Consider the following 15,489-nt stretch of genomic DNA (forward strand, 5'->3'; position numbering starts at 1 on the left):
GTGGTTTAAGGCAGCATGGGTTGTGCCAGGTTGGCCTCCAGGCTCTGCTTCAGGTGTTGCCATTGTTGGCTGGCTTGTCGCTGTAGCTCAGCGGCTTTGGGGCCTTGGGTGAGGGCCGCTTTATGGGCTTGGAGGGCGGTGTAATGCAAAGCGGTGACCTGATAACGGTCATCGTTTTTAAATTGCTGATAAACATCCTCGACATTCGCCAGGGTGTCGTCGATAAAAACAATATGAGTAATAGGCAGGCCTGGATTAGCGGGAACGCTCTGCTCAAATTTAGTTAACAGGCAGGAAAGCATAATGCCTTTATTCTGTCCGGCGACATAATAAATACCATTTTGATAAGCCACCTGACGGCTGCCGGGAATATTACATGGTTGAATAGGGGAGGCATAAGCCGGTAAATCAGCAGCAAGAATAAGACTATTCTGGCTAATTAAACTGAGAAAATTGTTATAGCGGGAAAAGGCCGTAGGCAAGGCAGCAAATTGTTGCTCGGTGGCATTGGCATCACTGGGGCCCCGGGCAGTTTCGACCAACAGGCGGATACCTTTCAGGCTGGCTTGGTTGAGGACGCCAGGGATGTCTTGTTCGGTATAGGGCATGCGGTTCATGGCGAATAACAGGCTGCTGATACTGAGCAGGCCGCTACTGTCCTGGGCGACACGCATGGGGGAGGGGGAGTCGTGCTGGATTAACTGGGACTGCCAGCTGTACCAGGCTGGGCCCCCCAGGTACTGGCAATCACTGGGCAGCTGGCGGCAGGGCATCATGGTGAGGGTGTCGTCATTATCCATCACCAACAGGGTGGTGCTGGGGCTGCCGCTCTGTTGGAGATAGCCGGCAAGCTCGCCAAAGTCAGCGACCCGGTGCTGGCTGGCCGCCCCCCAACTGGCACCGCTGAGGGAAAGGCTAAGGGTAAAAAGGAAAAGAGAAGGTTTCATAGTAGGTATCCTGTGTTAAACACTTTTTAAAAGAGTGGCTACCAACTGCTAAATGGAAAGGTATTGATGGGTATGCTTGGTTAAAAACAAAAGGAGAAAGTAATGGCAAGGCGTAAATTAACAATTGATAAAAACAAAATCCCCCATTCCTATCGGGATTATCTCGAACTAATGCGTCGGCATGAGCAACTGGTGGAAATAAATGAGGAAGTCGATTGGTATTTGGAAATGGGGGCTATATTACGCCATGCCTGTGAAAGCCGCAGTGAAATGCCACTGTTTAATAAGGTGAAAGACGCACCGGGGTTTCGGGCGGCGGAAATGGGGCCAACCGTCAGCTCCACGCCGGGTAAAGCCTGGATGCGCTTGGCCTTAATGCTGGGGCTGCCGGAGGATGCCCAGCCGCTGGAGATCCAGGACGCCTTTATTGAAGTCTTGGGGGGCGAGCCCCATGCGCCGGTTATGGTGGATAAAGCCGAGGCACCCTGTAAGCAGAATATCTGGCAGGGGGAAGAGGTGGACATGACCAAAATCCCGGCGCCGATTTTGCATGATGGCGATGGCGGCCGTTACTTCCAGACTGCCGGTGCCATCATGGTGCGCACGCCGCCAGGGGTGGAGGTGCCCGCCGATGCTTATACCCTGGATAAGGATGCCTGGACCAACTGGTCCTTCAGCCGGGCGATGATTGCGGAAAATCGTCCACAGGCGAACACCCCTCCGCCGCCAGCGCAGGTTAATCCCAGTGGTCGCCATTGGGTACCGGGTCCGCACTATGCCAAGGATAGGGTGGTGGGCCTGTGGCTGCCGTTCCAGCATAACGGCATGATTTACAATATGTGGAAGGATCAGGGTAAGGATTGCCCTTTTGTGATCGCCCTCGGGGTACCGCCGGCGGCGACAATGCTACTCTCGGCGGCGCCTCCCGCCTGGCATGATGAGTATCTCTATGCGTCGGCTTTTCTCGGCAAGGGGCTGGAGATGGTCAAGGCGGAAACCTGTGAAGTGATGGTGCCGGCCCAGTGTGAAATCGTGATTGAGGGGGTGGTGAGTGCCTCGGAGTCGGTGGTGGAAGGCCCCTTTGGTGAGTTCCCGGGTTATCTGTCCAATGAGGCGGGGCTGAAACCCCTGGCCAAAATTACCTGCATTACCTTCCGTGATCAGGCTATTTTGCCGATCTGTATTCCTGGCGTGCCGATCGATTCGACTCTGATCCTGGGGGGCTTTTGTCTCTCCACCACGGCGCGGCTGTTCTTCCAGCAGTCGGGATTGCCGGTGCTGGATTGCTTCAGTCCCTTTGAGGCGTCCTCCCATTGGCTGGTGATTCGGGTGCGGGATGACTGGCATCGCCTGACCGGTTACACCGTGAAGGAGTTTATAGATCAGATTGCCGAGGTGTTCTGGACGCATCATGTTGGCAAAACCACCGCCAAGCTGATCGTGGTGGGGGAGGATATTCCACCAGATGATATCGATAAGGTGGCCTGGGCATTGGCTACCCGTAACAACCCGGTGCAGGGGGTGTATCACTACCCGCAATATGATTCCGATGGTACCGGCTTGCAGATTTATCTGGATGTGGCCACCAAGCTGCGTGGAAGGGGGGGGCTGGTGGTGTATAGCTGCCTGCAGATTCAGTCACAGGTCAATCAGCCCCTGGAGCAGGTACTGAGTTTTGCGACCAATTACCCCTTGCCCTTGCAGCAAAAAATCAAACAGAAATGGCGGGAGTGGGGGTTTAGCCAGGGGGGCGCAGAGGATTAACCGCGTTGACCTAAAAACTGGCTGAAGCGCAGCAGGTAGCCGTCGGGATCGAGCAGGACAAACTCGCGGCTACCGAGCACAGCCTGACCGCAGTCAAACCAATGCTCTTCCAGTTCGGCAAACAGCGGGTAGTTGACCGCCTTCAGGCGCAAGTACAGCGGGTCAATATCGGCCAGTTCAATCTTCAGATTCATGCCACGGCCATAGGGGCGTTGCAGTGGGCCGCTGAGCCAGGAGTCGGGGTGGCGCTCGCTGAGCAACAGCTGGGCGCCTTGCTGATCGAGGTAGGCTACCCGTGGGAGGGGGCGCTGGTGGCGGAGTTCGAAGCCCAGCAGGCTGGTGTAAAAATCGAGGGACTCATCAAACTGGCTGACAATGAGTTCAGGCACCATTGGGTTCCAGAAATGATGGCTGGGCACAGCTTCCTCCTTGATCGGGATGCGCGGCTGAGCGCGCAAAAGCTGTGCATTATCTGTACAGATGAGCCGAATAACAAGAACTAGAAGTTACATAACCTACGATTGGCGTAACAATTTACAGTGGCAGCAGCTGCCAGGCGAGAACCAGCATCAGGCTACCGGTACCGGCATCCAGTGCCTTCCAGGTCCAGCTTTGCTGAAAGTAGGGGGCTAACCAGCGCCCAGCCAGGGTCAGGCTTAAAAACCAGCAAATCGAGATAAACATCGCTCCCAGGGCAAAGGCTGGACGCTCGGCATCGCTGTACTGGGCGCCGAGGCCACCGATCAGCACTACGGTATCAAGCCAAGCATGAGGGTTTAGCCAGGTGACCGCCAGGGTAATCAGCAGCACTTTAGGCCAGGGGGCGCGTTCAATCTGCTGTAGGGTCAGGCGCTGTTCACGGGTCAGGGCGCGATGCCAGGACAGGACGCCATAACCCGCCAGGAACAGCCCCCCCAGCCAGGCCGCCAGGGTGGCAGCATCGGGATACTGCGCCAGTAAACTACCGACCCCCATTACCCCCAAGGCAATCAGAATCCAATCACTAAGGGTGCAGACCAGGGCGATGGCCAAGCCATGCTGACCACGAATGCTCTGGCTAAGTACCCAGGCGTTTTGGGCGCCGATGGCAATAATTAAGGCGGCACTGAGACTCATGCCCTGCCAGAAGGGCGTCCAGCTGATGATCATGGCGCAGATCCTTAGAAAGAGTGGATTTGCTTGGCAGTCTAAAGGGCGCTATAAAGTTAATAAAACTAATATTGTTAAATATAGATTAGAGAAATTTATATGCTCGACTATAAATTGCTGGAGGCGTTAGCGGCCGTCTTGCAGTGGCAAAGCTTTGAGCGGGCAGCGGAACAGTTATGTATTACCCAGTCGGCGGTATCACAACGGATTCGTTTACTGGAAGAGCGCATGGGGCAGCCGGTATTGATTCGGGGTACGCCGCTCAAAGCCACCGCCGAGGGGGAAAAACTGCTCGCCCATGTACAAAAGGTACAGTTGCTGGAGCATAGCTTGCAGCAAGAACTCCAGGCCTTTGCCCAGGACGAGTTCACCCGTATGCGCTTGGCGGTCAATGCCGACAGCCTGACCATCTGGTTATTGCCGGTGTTTGCCCAGCTGTTTGAGCAGCAGCGGGTGCTGGTGGATCTGGTGGTGGAGGATCAGGACTTCACCCTGACCAAACTGAAGAAAGGTGAGGTGATTGGCTGTGTCAGTGCCCAGGAGGCCCAGGTACCAGGCTGTAATCGCACCCTGCTCGGGGTCATGCCCTATGTGATGGTGGCGACCCCGGCCTTTGCCCAGCGTTACTTTCCCAATGGCATGGACAGAGCCAGCCTGAGCCAGGCTCCGGCCATTTTGTTTGGTCCCAACGACCTGATGCAGGATCGCTATCTGAGCCGCTTCCACCAATTGGGGCCAGGGGATTATCCCTACCATGTGGTGCCCTCTGTCGATGGCTTTGTGGGGGCAATCAGCCGCGGTATTGCCTATGGCCTGGTGCCGGAGGTACAGATTCGTGCGGAGCTGGCCGCCGGTACTCTGGTCAATCTGGCTCCGGCTAATCCGCTGCCGGTGGCGCTGTACTGGTATCACTGGCGCCTGCAAACCCCGGCCTTGGCTGCGTTGGGTAAGTTATTGGTAAAAGAGGCTGGCAAGGTGATGGAGCCTGCTTAAACGAGGACTTTGTACATCACATAGCTGTCTACCAATCCCAGGCGTGGGTGGCGATAGGCACCGGGCAAGGTGCCGACGATGCGAAAGCCGAGACGTTGCCAGAGCGCGACGGCGCGGTGGTTGCTGGAGACCACCGAGTTAAATTGCATAGCGTAAAACCCGGCTGCCCGTGCCTGTTGTTGGGAGTGCTGGCAGAGGGCACTGGCTACCCCTTGCCCCTGGGCGGCAGGGTTGACCATGTAGCCACAGTTGCAGACGTGCTTGCCGGGGCCGGCGGCATTGGCCTTGAGGTAGTAGCTACCGAGAATTTGCCCCTCTGCATCCTTGGCGACCCAGCTTTGCAAAGGTAGTTCACACCAGAGTTGATAGGCCTGCTGCTGGGTTAAGTCCGGCTCAAAGGCGTAGGTTTCCTGGGCGGCGATAATGGCCTGAAAGCAGGGCCAGAAGGCAGCAAAATCGGCCTCGGTCATCGGACTAATCTGCATCGGTTTGATCCTGTGTGCTGGTTGCTTCACGTTTGCGCAGTTGTTTGGCCAGTTGGCGTTGTTCCCAATCTCGATTGAATAGATTGAGATGACCAAAGTAGCTCATCGCCTGAATGGCGAGGGCAATGCCCCAACCCAGTGCTGGCCACAGGAACCACAGATACTCCGGTGAGGTAAGCAGATTGATGATGGCCAGCAGCACAATCAAGCCCAGATAGCTGAGTCCCTGCTGATAGAGGCGGCGTTGGGCGCGGATGCGCTTTTGCAGCTGGCGCACCTCCTCATTACTGACTCGCTCTGAACTGGTTGGCTCTTGGCTAGTTGCTTCATCTAGTTGTGGTAGGGGCAAGTCCATGGCTGCTGCTAAGGCTTTGCGGGTATCGAGAGAGGCGCTGGCACCATTTTCCAGGCGTTGAATGGTGCGTACGCTCACACCACTGATGCTGGCCAGTTGTTCCTGTGACCAGCCGCGCTGCAGGCGTAAGGCTTTGATTTCCACGTTCATCGGTGTCCCTCCAGTTGATGCGGCCAGTATGGCAGCCGCGGCCTGCTACAGCCAGGACAGTCAGCCGACAGCAACACGTCAGGCACCCGCCAGTCAGCTGACTGGCGGCTTGGCAGGTTCCTGACAGGGGGTGTCGGTGAGGGCTTTGAGGGCGCTATCTGCCGAGATGAGACCCTGTAACCGTTGCTCGGCATCGACCACCGGTAAGGGATGGCCTGCCTCGGCCAATTGCTGGATGGCTTCTTCCAGAAGGGCATCGGCGGCAATGCTGGGCACACTGGATGTCAGCTGTTGCAGGTTATCACTCTGTTGCTGCTGCAATTGCTGTTGCTCGACCATGCCGAGCAGATGCTGCTCGGCATCCACAACCATGGCCAGCGGGATATCTTGCTGTTGTAGTTGCTGTAGCGCCTGCTGGGGAGAGCTGTCAGCAGCAATACAAGCAACGGGCTGCGCCGCCAGTGCGGCAGTGAGTACCCGGCTGCGATTAATGTCCTGCACAAAGGCATCGACATAGTCATTGGCCGGTTGCAGCAAGATTTGTTGCGGCGTGCCGACTTGCTGAATTTCCCCATCTTTAAGAATGGCAATCTGGTTGCCCAGGCGTAACGCTTCATCCAAATCGTGGGTGATAAACACAATGGTTTTGTGCAGCTGATTTTGAATCTGCATCAGCTGATCTTGCATTTCACGCCGGATCAAAGGGTCAAGGGCGCTAAAAGCTTCGTCCATTAGCAGGATGTCCGGGTTGGTGCAAAGGGCACGGGCCAGGCCAACCCGTTGCTGCATGCCGCCGGAGAGTTGCTCCGGATAGGCATCTTCAAACCCCTGCAGGCCCACCAGTTCTATCCAGCGTTGTGCTTGTTGTTGGCGTTCAGCTTTGCTCACTCCCTGAATCTTCAAACCATAGGCGACGTTCTCCAGCACACAGTGGTGTGGCATCAGGCCAAAGCGTTGGAACACCATGCTGATCTTATGCCGGCGAAAATCCTGCAATTGGGCAGGGCTCATCTGCATCAGACTTTGGCCATCCACCAGAATGTCACCGGCGGTGGGATCAATCAGGCGGTTAAAGTGGCGAATCAGGGTCGACTTGCCGGAGCCGGAGAGTCCCATAATGACGAAGGTTTGCCCGGCAGGAATGCTAAGAGTGATCTCCCTCAAGCCGAGGATATGGCCACTTTGCTGGCGTAGCTGCGCTTTGCTGATGCCGGCTTGCACTGCTGTCAGGGCCTGCTCGGGCCGTTTGCCGAAGATTTTATAGATGTTTTGTACTTCGATTTTGTTCATGCCTTGCCTCCCTGCTCGCGTAACTGGCGACGTTGGCCATAGGCCTGGGTGATACGGTCAAACAGGATGGCGAGCAGGACGATACCGATACCGGCTTCCAGCCCCTTGCCCACATCTAAGCGCTGAATGCCTAACAGCACCTGTTCGCCCAGGCCACGGGCGCCGATCATGGAGGCAATCACCACCATGGATAGGGCCATCATGGTGGTTTGGTTGATACCAGCAAGGATATTAGGCAGCGCCAGGGGTAGCTGTACCCCCCAGAGTTGTTGCCAGCGGTTGGCGCCAAAGGCCCGGCTGGCTTCCATCACCTCTTTATCTACCATGCGGATGCCTAAGTCCGTCAGGCGGATTAAAGGAGGGACGGCATAGATAATGGTGGCAAAAATGGCGGGCACCTTGCCCAAGCCAAACAGCATCAGGGCTGGGATCAAATACACGAAACTCGGCATGGTTTGCATAATGTCGAGGAGCGGCTGTAAGAACAGGCGCAGGCGATCGCTGCTGGCCATGGCAATGCCGATGGGGATGCCAATCACCACCGACAAACCGGTGGCGACCAGCATCAATGCCAGGGTCTGGATACCCTGTTGCCATAGGCCCAACATGCCTAATAACAGCAGCAGGAGGCTGGTGAACAGTGGCAGCTTCCAGTCGCGGCTAGCGGCAAAGGCAATGGCGGCCACCACGCCAATCAGTCCCCACCAGGGCAGCGCATTCATACCCTGTTCCAGGCCGATCAGCACGGTTAATAATGCATTGGAGAGGCTTTCAAAAGCATCGCCATACTCAATCACTAGCCAGTCAACGGCACGATTGACTGGTTTGGCGATGGAAAAAGTCAGGGACTCAGGAAACATACAGACTCCAGAGAGGGGATAACCTATCCCCCCCAGGGCGAGTCACCCTGGAGGGCAAAGATGGCAGACTGCTCCCACTGTGGCAGGTTCAGCCTGTTGTTGGCGGAGGTGCTTATTCAAGCCCCGCTTTGATTTTGCCGGCCACCTCTTCCGGTACCCACTGACGCCAGAGATCTTCCCGTTGCTGCATAAAGTGTAGGGCCGCATCCTTGGGTTCCAGTTCATTGTCATCCATGTACGCCAGGGCGCTGCTGATATCGGCGTTGTTAAAACTCATTTTGCTGTAGAAGTCGATGATGTTGGGGGCCTGTGCAGCAAAGCCTGTATTGACGCCTTTTTTCACCACTGCAATGGGATAGGCCGTTGCGCTGGTGGCTTCGCTTTCCTGAGTAATCAGCTGATCGAAGATGGCTTTGTCGTATTGCGGTTCTTGTAGCTGAATCAGATCATATTTACCCAAGACTTCGGTGGGGCCCCAGTAATAAAACAGAACCGGTTTACCACGCTTATAGTTGGTGGCAATCGCTGCTTTCAGGGCGGCGCCGGTGCCAGGCCGAAAGTTAGTGTAGTGAGCATCTAAGCCATAGGCTTTGAGTTTGTTGGAGTTGACTACCTCACACATCCAGCCGGATGGGCAGTTATAGAAACGTCCTTGCTCGGGGCTTTCAGGGTCTTGGAACAGATCTTTGTATTTGGGTAAGTCGGCGACGGAGCGCAGTTCCGGGGCCAGGGGTTCTATGCCTCGTTCGCTATCCCCTTCTACCAGGTAGCGCGGTACAAACCAGGCTTCCAGTCCACCTTCAAAGCTGTCACCGACTTCTTTCACGCTTTGCTGCTCAATGCCTTTATTCCAGGCTTCGGCTACGGTGTTCATCCACACCTCTGCCATCAGGTCGACATCGCCGCGTACCAGTGCCTGCATCATTGGAATGGTGCCGCCGGGGATAACGTCGGTTTTGCATTCGTAGCCCTTTTCCAGCACCAGACGCGATACTTCGACAATAAACAGATTGCTACCCCAGTTCATGCCAGCAAAACGAACGGGCTTGTCCACTTCACAGGCTGCTAGGCTCACGGGGGTATAGCTTAAAGAGGTGGCGAAAAGAGTGCCGGTTAGCCAGGCGAGATGGCGCTTTTGCATACAGATTTACTCCGCTCTCAGGGTGGGCAGATACATGCAGAGGTGTGCCTGCATGATCTGTTATAGCCCAGATTTGGATGTTTTTTGTTCAAAATTCGCAGCGAGTATAGCAAAAACAACAGGAATATGTTTAGAGTAATAAACTTTATATGGCAAAGTATTTGACGGAAGGCGTCAATCCGATTAAGTTGCCTGCCGCTTGAGCAGGCCTCCACCAGGGGTGGAGACAACGTTGTGTGAGTAGCCTATGTCCATCGAAAACCAAGAAGTCGCCCCGCTTAAATCGGCGGAAGCCCATGAGCAGGTGTTGGTGACATTACGCCGGATTATCCAGGCGATTGATATCCATTCTCGCAGTCTGAAGAAAAAATCCGGGCTGACCACGCCGCAGTTGTTAATCCTGCAGGCGATCAAGCAGTTAGGTGTGGTACCTATTCGTGCTTTGGCGGCTCAGGTCAATTTATCCCAGGCGACGGTGACGACCATCATCGATCGGCTAGAAGTGCAGGGTTTGGTCAGTCGTCAGCGTAGCGCTGAAGATAAACGTAAGGTACATGCGCTTTTAACCGATGCGGGTGATGAGCTGTTAAAGCAGGCCCCGGCTCCTTTGCAGGAGCACTTTATTGCCCGCTTTAAAGATCTGCCAGACTGGGAGAAGGGTATGTTAGTGGCTGCTCTGCAGCGTTTGGCGGAATTGATGAATGCGCCTGAACTGGATGAGTCAGTAGCGGTAGACGAACATTGATTGGGGTTGTAAGGGCATCGCTACACCAATAAATGGACGTAGAGTAACGCGCTGATTGGCGCGTTACTTTTTATTACTGACGCTATCAGTAACCTTGCACTACACTTACACCCCCCGAGTGAGGGTGACTGGGGAGGTCTTGGTAAATGCGATGGCTACCCTTAGTGATAAAAGTGACCAATAGTCTAGGTTGATTCGTCACTCACCACGTCTCTAGCAACTGGACGTCAGTCCTCTTAGCTTGTTCTGCAAGGAGCAGCAGGTGCAGAAAATCCTTATTGTTGATGACGCCTTATCCATTCTTAATTTGCTCGAATTTACCCTGACCCGCGCTGGTTATCAGGTGGAAAAGGCCGAGCAGGCCGCTCAGGCGTTAGCCCTGGCGGAGCAGCAGCAGTTTGATTTGATCATTACTGATCGCAGTATGCCGGGAATGGATGGTATTGAATTGACTCGTGCCCTGCGTGCGCTGCCGAACTGTCAGTTTATTCCTATTCTGATGCTGACCACGGAATCGGCGTTAGAGCGCAAACAGGAAGGCAAAGAGGCGGGTTTGACTGGCTGGATCGTGAAGCCTTTCCAGCCGCAGGGCTTGCTTGATACGGTCAAGCGTTTACTGGGCTAATGTTGCCCTTGCCATTTAAGGGGGGGCACCTCCTGCTAAAACATCCCCTCTAACAGTCCCTGCCAGTTTTGTTGCGCATCCCCTACCGCTAAGAAGCCTGGATTAACCAGGCTTTCCCGCTGGTTATAACCCAGTGGCTGCCAATCTTGATTCCATACCCGTCCGCCAGCGGCTTCCAGTACGGCTTGAGCCGCAGCCGTATCCCACTCGCTGGTGGGTTGGGGGCGCATATAGATGTCTCCCAGACCTTCCGCCAGCAAGCAAAACTTCAGTGAGCTGCCCATCGGCAATAGGGTAACCGGTGCCAGGCGTTCTTCTAAGCGTTCAGCTAAGGCTTGGGCTTGAGGATCTTGATGGCTGCGGCTGGTGAGCAGGGTGACAGGGCGATAGCCCAATACACGGTTGGTTTGCAGCAGCTCTTGCTTACCCTGACGGGTGAGTTTGTAGGCACACTGGCCTGGTACCCCCACATAGGTACTGCCGCTAACAGGGACATGGACAATGCCAAGTACCGGACGATTATGCTGAATCAGGGCAATATTGACGGTGAATTCGTCATTACGCTTGAGGAACTCTTTGGTGCCATCAAGGGGGTCAACCAGCCAGTAGGCGGGCCATTGAGAGCGTACGGCAAGAGGTGGTTGGGGGCTTTCTTCGCTAATCAGCGGAATATCGGGAGTCAGGCGATGGAGGTTAGCTTCAATCAGCTGGTGGGCGGCCAGGTCAGCGGCGGTCACCGGTGAGGTATCAGCTTTGTGCTGGGCTTGAATATGGGGTTGTTGATAAATATCCAGAATCGCCTTGCCAGCATCACGACTAATGCTGGTTAAATGGGGTAACAGCTCAAGTAACTCCATGGCTGGTCCTGTCTCCTCAGGGCCGCTCCATTAGCCTTGTGAGCCTGGGCGGCGGGGTGCTTTATCGTTATGATGGCGGGCATTATCCCATGCGACCAAAGTTGAAAAAAGCCTGTTGTGTCGACAGCGATGCCCGGTGCTCTTGATATGCCCCGCCTGCGGACTCAGATATAGGAAGACAACGCCGTTACCAGGTAGCCGTTATGCTTGATTGGACCACCGTCGACACTGTCATGTTAGACATGGACGGGACGTTGCTGGATTTACACTTTGATAGTTACTTTTGGCTGGAGCACCTGCCCAGGCGTTATGCTGAGCTGAAAAACCTGGAGCCGCTATACGCGATCGATATGCTCAATGAGCGCATTATGGCGCAGCAAGGCACCCTTAACTGGTATTGCCTTGACTACTGGAGTCAGGAACTGGGGGTCGATATCCTCGCCCTGAAACGAGAGGTGCAGGATAAAATCGGCTTTCGCCCGCAGGTGAAGGGTTTTTTGCAGGCACTGCGCAGTGCCGGTATCCGCACTTTGATTGTGACCAATTGCCATCCTGCAGCCGTGACCCTGAAAATGCAGCAGACCAATCTGGATGCCCTGGTGGATGAGGTGATCATCTCCCACAGCCTGGGTAAACCGAAAGAAGAGCCAAGCTTTTGGGTGGATTTGCAGGAGATTGAGCCCTTCAACCCCGCCCGTACCCTGTTTATCGATGATAGCTTGCCGGTACTGCGTTCAGCTCAACGCTTTGGCATTGCCCACCTGCTTTGTATTGCCCAGCCCGATAGCCAGGCCCCTGCGCGTGAACAGCAGGAGTTTCCCAGTTTGCATCACTTCCAAGACTTACTAAAAATCTGATACCCATGAGTAAAACCACATCTTCTGCTGACAGCCTCCAGGTACGCCTGGATAAATGGCTGTGGGCCGCCCGTTTTTTTAAAACCCGTAACCTCGCTAAAGAGGCAATAGAAGGGGGCAAAGTGCACTATAACGGTGCGCGGGGTAAGCCCAGTCGCCATGTTGAGGTCGGTGCTACCCTGGTGATACGTCAGGGCTTTGATGAAAAAACCGTGGTGGTGGAGGGTTTGGCCGAGCAGCGTCGTCCGGCGGTAGAGGCGCAGCAACTGTACCGGGAAACCGAAGACAGTCAGCGCAAGCGTGAGCAGGCGGCGGCTCAACGCAAAACCGGCGGTGTTTTGGTCAGTGATCATCGCCCCAACAAAAAAGAGCGCCGCCAGCTGGTTCGCTTTAAAGGGGATGTCCGTTCAGGTCAGGAATAACCGCCTGAGTTTATGTATAATGCCCGCCCCCGGCACCCTTCTTGCTTAATCAGGCTTGGCGGTGGCGGCCTTAAGATTTGCCAGTGGAGTAGTGTGGGGATGAGTAACCCGGACCAGATTCAACGTTTCGTCTTCGACAATGCCCAGGTGCGTGGCGTGATTACCGGCATACAGGAAAGCTATGCCGAAGTGCTGAGCCGCGACAGCTATCCCCGTCCTGTGCAGATTCTCCTGGGTGAGTTGCTGGCTGCCTGTGCCCTGTTTAGCACTATTTTGAAATTTGAAGGCCGTTTGAGTATTCAGGCTCGTACCGAAGGGGCGCTGAAAATGATTCAGGCCGAGTGCAATCACCAGGCCGATTTGCGTGCGATTGCCCGCTGGGAAGGGGAGATCAGCGACGACGACAGCGCCATCAGCCTGTTGCAACAGGGTGGTCAGATGGCCATTACCATCGAACCGGAGCAGGGACAGCGCTATCAAGGGGTCGTGGCTCTGGAAGGTGACACCCTTGCTGCCTGCTTGCAGGAATACTTTAATCGTTCTGAACAGCTACCTACCCGTATTCACTTGAGCGCCAATGGTATCGATGCGGCGGGAATGATGCTGCAGGTACTGCCAGAGTCGGCGGAATCCAGCCAGCAGGATGAAGACTGCTGGAATCGCTTAGACCACCTGGTCGCGACCCTCAGTGATGAAGAGTTGCTGGGCCTGGATAATGAAACGGTGCTGACGCGCCTGTTCCACGAGGAAGAGGTACGGGTGTTTCCAGTACAGGATTTACGTTTCCACTGTGACTGCAGCCGTGAGCGTTGTGGCTCGGCCCTGGTGTCACTGGCACGGGAAGAGCTAGAGGAGATCCTCAGCGAACAACCGGTGCTGGAAGTCAGCTGCCAGTTCTGCAATGAACGTTATGAATTTGATCGCAGTGATATCGAGGTACTGTTTAACCCAGGTGCGATAGCCGGGGATAACCAGCAGATTCACTGAGCCTAAAAGCCTCTGCGTCTACCCGGATGCAGGGGCTTTTTCGTATAGGCAGTTTCGTTTAGAAATTGCTGATGCCGGAATGGAGACAGGCCATTCCAAGATGGGGCCCCCAGTCCCTCAGGGACAAGCTCAGTTGGGGGGAAACTTTAGCCTAACTTTGCACAAATTATCAGCCGATCAATGCCGTTTGTGGCATAATGGCCGGCCATTGCCCAACCCGCCCGCAGAGGCACCCGCAATAATAAGGGCAACCTGAACAAGGCACTCAACACTGGGAAGTCACTAGCATGTCGAAAACGCTTGACGAGACTACAGAGAACAAAACTCACATTAATTTAACCCTGGCAGAACTGGCTGAATACGCGGTCAAGCGTGGCGAAGGTCGTTTTGCCAGCAACGGCGCTCTGGTGGTCGAAACCGGTAAGCGCACTGGCCGCTCACCGATGGATCGCTTTATCGTCGAAGAAGCCTCCACCAGTGATCTGATCCACTGGGGGCCGGTCAACCGTCCTTTCCCTGCCGACAAGTTTGATGCGCTCTGGGATCGGGTAGAAAACTACCTGGCAGATCGCGAAATCTTTGTATCCAACCTGCACGTCGGTGCGGACCCGCAACACTACCTGCCGGTGAAAATGACCACCCAGACCGCCTGGCAAGGGCTGTTCGGCAACTGCCTGTTTATTCGCCCCAGCGATTACAACCCCAAAGGTAAAGAAGAGTGGCAAATCCTTAACGCAGCAGGTTTTGAGTGTGTACCTGAGCGTGATGGCACTCATTCCGACGGTTGCGTGATCATCAACTTTGCCAAGCGCAAAGTGCTGCTGGCGGGTATGCGCTATGCCGGTGAAATGAAAAAGGCCATGTTCTCAGTGCAAAACTTCCTGTTGCCGGAAAAAGACGTGCTGCCGATGCACTGCTCCGCCAACGTGGGTGAAGAAGGGGATGTGACCCTGTTCTTCGGCCTGTCAGGCACTGGTAAAACCACCCTTTCCGCCGACCCTTCCCGTTACCTGATTGGTGATGATGAGCATGGCTGGGGCGAGGATGTGGTGTTTAACCTCGAAGGCGGCTGCTACGCCAAATGTATCGACCTGTCCGCTAAAAATGAGCCAATCATTTGGGACGCGATCAAGTTCGGCGCGGTACTGGAAAACGTGGTGCTGGATGAAAACCGCACCCCGGATTACACCGATGTCTCCCTGACCCAGAACACCCGTGCGGCTTATCCGCTGGAGCATGTGGAAAAGCGGGTGGAGGCCAACATGGCCGGTGAGCCGAAGAACATCATCTTCCTCACCTGCGATCTGACCGGCGTCTTGCCTCCGGTGGCTATCCTGAGTAAAGAAGCGGCGGCCTATCACTTCCTGTCGGGCTACACTGCCCTGGTTGGCTCCACTGAAATGGGTTCCGGCGGTGGGATTAAATCCACCTTCTCTACCTGCTTTGGTGCGCCCTTCTTCCCCCGTCCGGCGGGTGAATATGCGGCTCTGCTGATGAAGCGGATTGAAGCCTTCGATTCCAAAGTCTACCTGGTTAACACCGGTTGGACGGGCGGCTCCTACGGTACCGGTAAGCGCTTTAGCATCCCCACCACCCGTGCGGTGATTGCGGCGATTCAAAGCGGTGCACTGGAAAATGTGGCCACCCAACATCTACCCGGCATTAACCTGCAAGTGCCGGTTGAAGTACCTGGGGTGGACAGCCAACTGCTGAACCCTCGCGAGACTTGGCAAGACAAGGCGGCGTACGATGCAGCAGCGCAAGAGCTGATTAGCCTCTTTGTGGATAACTTCACCACCAAGGGCTTTGATGTGCCTGAGGCTGTGATTGCCGCTGGCCCTCAGCGTTAATTGATGAGCTAA

General features: G+C 55.1%; 17 protein-coding genes. 8 read left to right on the forward strand and 9 right to left on the reverse strand.

Going from position 1 to position 15,489, the window contains the following annotated elements:
- Window positions 1-5: 5 nt before the first annotated feature.
- Window positions 6-947: a DUF2608 domain-containing protein gene (locus tag Q334_RS0108675; RefSeq protein ID WP_027312867.1), complete on the reverse strand. Its 942-nt coding sequence runs from the start codon at window positions 945-947 to the stop codon at window positions 6-8.
- A gap of 102 nt (window positions 948-1,049) precedes the next feature.
- Between Q334_RS0108675 and Q334_RS0108680 the strand changes: the two genes are divergently transcribed.
- Entirely contained in the window at window positions 1,050-2,711 is a 1,662-nt protein-coding gene (locus Q334_RS0108680; RefSeq protein WP_027312868.1) for a UbiD family decarboxylase, read from the forward strand.
- Here Q334_RS0108680 and Q334_RS0108685 read toward each other — a convergent pair.
- Both Q334_RS0108685 and Q334_RS0108690 read right to left on the reverse strand, forming a co-directional pair.
- Complete coding sequence (locus Q334_RS0108685) at window positions 2,708-3,130, reverse strand: bleomycin resistance protein (RefSeq protein ID WP_027312869.1); 423 nt, start codon at window positions 3,128-3,130, stop codon at window positions 2,708-2,710. The genes Q334_RS0108680 and Q334_RS0108685 overlap by 4 nt on opposite strands.
- A gap of 115 nt (window positions 3,131-3,245) precedes the next feature.
- The gene (locus tag Q334_RS0108690) at window positions 3,246-3,860 is read right to left on the reverse strand and encodes a LysE/ArgO family amino acid transporter (protein ID WP_027312870.1); all 615 of its coding nucleotides are present in this window, start codon (window positions 3,858-3,860) and stop codon (window positions 3,246-3,248) included.
- 99 nt (window positions 3,861-3,959) lie between these two features.
- Here Q334_RS0108690 and Q334_RS0108695 point away from each other — a divergent pair, with 99 nt between their 5' ends.
- The gene (locus Q334_RS0108695) at window positions 3,960-4,853 is read left to right on the forward strand and encodes a LysR family transcriptional regulator ArgP (RefSeq protein WP_027312871.1); all 894 of its coding nucleotides are present in this window, start codon (window positions 3,960-3,962) and stop codon (window positions 4,851-4,853) included.
- On the opposite strand, the gene Q334_RS0108700 is transcribed toward Q334_RS0108695, so the two are convergent.
- From Q334_RS0108700 to Q334_RS18545, 5 genes are all read right to left on the reverse strand, one after another.
- Window positions 4,850-5,338 (reverse strand): GNAT family N-acetyltransferase, encoded by a 489-nt coding sequence (locus Q334_RS0108700; RefSeq protein ID WP_035461202.1) that lies wholly within the window; start codon window positions 5,336-5,338, stop codon window positions 4,850-4,852. The genes Q334_RS0108695 and Q334_RS0108700 overlap by 4 nt on opposite strands.
- Window positions 5,328-5,843: a 2TM domain-containing protein gene (locus Q334_RS18540; RefSeq protein ID WP_051527659.1), complete on the reverse strand. Its 516-nt coding sequence runs from the start codon at window positions 5,841-5,843 to the stop codon at window positions 5,328-5,330. Before Q334_RS18540 ends, Q334_RS0108700 begins: the two co-directional genes overlap by 11 nt.
- Window positions 5,844-5,936: 93 nt before the next feature.
- A complete protein-coding gene (locus Q334_RS0108710) occupies window positions 5,937-7,133 on the reverse strand; it encodes a quaternary amine ABC transporter ATP-binding protein (RefSeq protein WP_027312873.1) in 1,197 nt (398 codons plus the stop codon).
- The gene (locus Q334_RS0108715; RefSeq protein ID WP_027312874.1) at window positions 7,130-7,993 is read right to left on the reverse strand and encodes an ABC transporter permease; all 864 of its coding nucleotides are present in this window, start codon (window positions 7,991-7,993) and stop codon (window positions 7,130-7,132) included. The genes Q334_RS0108710 and Q334_RS0108715 overlap by 4 nt, the downstream gene beginning before the upstream one ends.
- Before the next feature lie 112 nt (window positions 7,994-8,105).
- Window positions 8,106-9,134 carry an ABC transporter substrate-binding protein gene (locus Q334_RS18545; RefSeq protein WP_035461204.1) on the reverse strand — a complete coding sequence of 343 codons (1,029 nt, stop codon included), beginning with the start codon at window positions 9,132-9,134 and terminating at the stop codon, window positions 8,106-8,108.
- 247 nt (window positions 9,135-9,381) lie between these two features.
- Here Q334_RS18545 and Q334_RS0108725 point away from each other — a divergent pair, with 247 nt between their 5' ends.
- On the forward strand, window positions 9,382-9,879 hold the full coding sequence (locus Q334_RS0108725) for a MarR family winged helix-turn-helix transcriptional regulator (RefSeq protein WP_051527660.1): 498 nt from the start codon (window positions 9,382-9,384) through the stop codon (window positions 9,877-9,879).
- A gap of 262 nt (window positions 9,880-10,141) precedes the next feature.
- Window positions 10,142-10,504: a response regulator gene (locus Q334_RS0108730; RefSeq protein WP_027312876.1), complete on the forward strand. Its 363-nt coding sequence runs from the start codon at window positions 10,142-10,144 to the stop codon at window positions 10,502-10,504.
- A gap of 35 nt (window positions 10,505-10,539) precedes the next feature.
- Here the strand turns inward: Q334_RS0108730 and cysQ are convergent, their stop codons facing one another.
- Entirely contained in the window at window positions 10,540-11,361 is an 822-nt protein-coding gene (gene cysQ, locus Q334_RS0108735; RefSeq protein WP_027312877.1) for a 3'(2'),5'-bisphosphate nucleotidase CysQ, read from the reverse strand.
- 203 nt (window positions 11,362-11,564) lie between these two features.
- On the opposite strand from cysQ, the gene yrfG reads away from it, so the two are divergent.
- The 4 genes from yrfG (at window position 11,565) to Q334_RS0108755 (ending at window position 15,477) form a co-directional block, all read left to right on the forward strand.
- Complete coding sequence (yrfG, locus tag Q334_RS0108740; protein ID WP_027312878.1) at window positions 11,565-12,218, forward strand: GMP/IMP nucleotidase; 654 nt, start codon at window positions 11,565-11,567, stop codon at window positions 12,216-12,218.
- 5 nt (window positions 12,219-12,223) lie between these two features.
- The gene (hslR, locus tag Q334_RS0108745) at window positions 12,224-12,640 is read left to right on the forward strand and encodes a ribosome-associated heat shock protein Hsp15 (protein WP_027312879.1); all 417 of its coding nucleotides are present in this window, start codon (window positions 12,224-12,226) and stop codon (window positions 12,638-12,640) included.
- A gap of 99 nt (window positions 12,641-12,739) precedes the next feature.
- A complete protein-coding gene (gene hslO / locus Q334_RS0108750; RefSeq protein ID WP_027312880.1) occupies window positions 12,740-13,627 on the forward strand; it encodes an Hsp33 family molecular chaperone HslO in 888 nt (295 codons plus the stop codon).
- A 287-nt stretch (window positions 13,628-13,914) separates the two neighbouring features.
- The gene (locus Q334_RS0108755) at window positions 13,915-15,477 is read left to right on the forward strand and encodes a phosphoenolpyruvate carboxykinase (protein ID WP_035461206.1); all 1,563 of its coding nucleotides are present in this window, start codon (window positions 13,915-13,917) and stop codon (window positions 15,475-15,477) included.
- Window positions 15,478-15,489 lie beyond the last annotated feature (12 nt).

The sequence above is a fragment of the Balneatrix alpica DSM 16621 genome, from assembly GCF_000619885.1.
In the GTDB taxonomy this organism is placed as follows: Bacteria; Pseudomonadota; Gammaproteobacteria; order Pseudomonadales; family Balneatricaceae; genus Balneatrix; species Balneatrix alpica.

Excerpts from the sequence above, each read along its gene's own strand:
- Q334_RS0108680 (WP_027312868.1), top strand. The coding sequence starts at position 1,050 with ATGGCAAGGCGTAAATTAACAATTGATAAAAACAAAATCCCCCATTCC.
- hslO (WP_027312880.1), top strand. The coding sequence starts at position 12,740 with ATGAGTAACCCGGACCAGATTCAACGTTTCGTCTTCGACAATGCCCAG.
- Q334_RS0108690 (WP_027312870.1), bottom strand. The coding sequence starts at position 3,860 with ATGATCATCAGCTGGACGCCCTTCTGGCAGGGCATGAGTCTCAGTGCC.
- Q334_RS0108710 (WP_027312873.1), bottom strand. The coding sequence starts at position 7,133 with ATGAACAAAATCGAAGTACAAAACATCTATAAAATCTTCGGCAAACGG.
- cysQ (WP_027312877.1), bottom strand. The coding sequence starts at position 11,361 with ATGGAGTTACTTGAGCTGTTACCCCATTTAACCAGCATTAGTCGTGAT.
- yrfG (WP_027312878.1), top strand. The coding sequence starts at position 11,565 with ATGCTTGATTGGACCACCGTCGACACTGTCATGTTAGACATGGACGGG.
- Q334_RS18540 (WP_051527659.1), bottom strand. The coding sequence starts at position 5,843 with ATGAACGTGGAAATCAAAGCCTTACGCCTGCAGCGCGGCTGGTCACAG.
- Q334_RS0108715 (WP_027312874.1), bottom strand. The coding sequence starts at position 7,993 with ATGTTTCCTGAGTCCCTGACTTTTTCCATCGCCAAACCAGTCAATCGT.
- Q334_RS0108725 (WP_051527660.1), top strand. The coding sequence starts at position 9,382 with ATGTCCATCGAAAACCAAGAAGTCGCCCCGCTTAAATCGGCGGAAGCC.
- hslR (WP_027312879.1), top strand. The coding sequence starts at position 12,224 with ATGAGTAAAACCACATCTTCTGCTGACAGCCTCCAGGTACGCCTGGAT.
- Q334_RS0108675 (WP_027312867.1), bottom strand. The coding sequence starts at position 947 with ATGAAACCTTCTCTTTTCCTTTTTACCCTTAGCCTTTCCCTCAGCGGT.
- Q334_RS0108755 (WP_035461206.1), top strand. The coding sequence starts at position 13,915 with ATGTCGAAAACGCTTGACGAGACTACAGAGAACAAAACTCACATTAAT.
- Q334_RS0108695 (WP_027312871.1), top strand. The coding sequence starts at position 3,960 with ATGCTCGACTATAAATTGCTGGAGGCGTTAGCGGCCGTCTTGCAGTGG.
- Q334_RS18545 (WP_035461204.1), bottom strand. The coding sequence starts at position 9,134 with ATGCAAAAGCGCCATCTCGCCTGGCTAACCGGCACTCTTTTCGCCACC.
- Q334_RS0108700 (WP_035461202.1), bottom strand. The coding sequence starts at position 5,338 with ATGCAGATTAGTCCGATGACCGAGGCCGATTTTGCTGCCTTCTGGCCC.